Here is an 872-nt window from a genome sequence, read left to right on the forward strand (position 1 = left end):
TGAACGCCCTGTGTTGCCGGACAATCTTAATGTTAGCCGGCCCTCTGTCAGTCTCGTGGGAAAGGTGAAAGGCAGACTGTGCGCGTCCCTGCGCACAGACTGCCTCCCTGCCTTCGGCGTGTCCGGCGGTAAATGGTGGCCGCCCGGCGCTAAGCCGTCGCGTCCTCTGTCAGCACCGTTGCCGGTCAGCCCCCAATGAACATAATGTGGCATTACGCGAAAGCGGGCCTGAACAGCCCGCCAACGCGCAACGGCACATTATGTCGGCGCCGCCCACCCAAGGGCGCTGCGCGGTTACCTTGGCCCCGGTGCGCGGCTGGCCGCCGGGTGGGGCTTCTCAGCCCCAGAGGCGCACCGGGCTGCGCCCGCTGCTGTCAGTCGCGGTGCCAAAACCGGCCGCCGCAGTCGCCGCCGTCCCTGGCGGCTCCGGTGTCAACATCCGCCTTAAGCCGCTGCCGGTCAGTCCGTCAAGGTCAACAGCCCTGAAAGCAGGCCAGCAAGCTGGCCGCGGTTTATTACCCCCGCCCAACCCTGCTGCACTGGCTGCGTCCGGCTCGCAGTCGCGGGCTCCTTGCTCGTCTCCGTACTCGCCATCTCCGCCCCGTCCGCCCCCGCGAGCGGGGGCTCCCCGCTGAAATCCGTCGATAAGCGGGCTTCGCCAGCCCGCGCCCGGCCAACCCGCGTCAGCGGCGCAGGCAAGCTGCCCCGCCGCCACGGGTTATCGATAAAACCCGGTTCTGGCAGGTTGAAAGGCGGTGTACAAGCACGTCAGCAAATACACACAAGGGGTTAACGGCAGCTAACACCGCCGCTATACTGCTCAATGTGCAGACCGGATAAGGGCGTCAGGGTATGGCGGTAGCGTGTGCACA

The 872-nt window shown here is 66.3% G+C and carries 1 protein-coding gene; it reads right to left on the reverse strand.

Annotated features, from left to right (window positions below; all coding sequences use genetic code 11):
• Nucleotides 1–683 precede the first annotated feature (683 nt).
• A complete protein-coding gene (locus tag LGZ98_RS23920) occupies nt 684–824 on the reverse strand; it encodes a hypothetical protein (RefSeq protein ID WP_262978749.1) in 141 nt (46 codons plus the stop codon).
• Nucleotides 825–872: the final 48 nt, after the last annotated feature.

Source organism: Photorhabdus kayaii (assembly GCF_025384895.1).
Taxonomy (GTDB): Bacteria; Pseudomonadota; Gammaproteobacteria; order Enterobacterales; family Enterobacteriaceae; genus Photorhabdus; species Photorhabdus kayaii.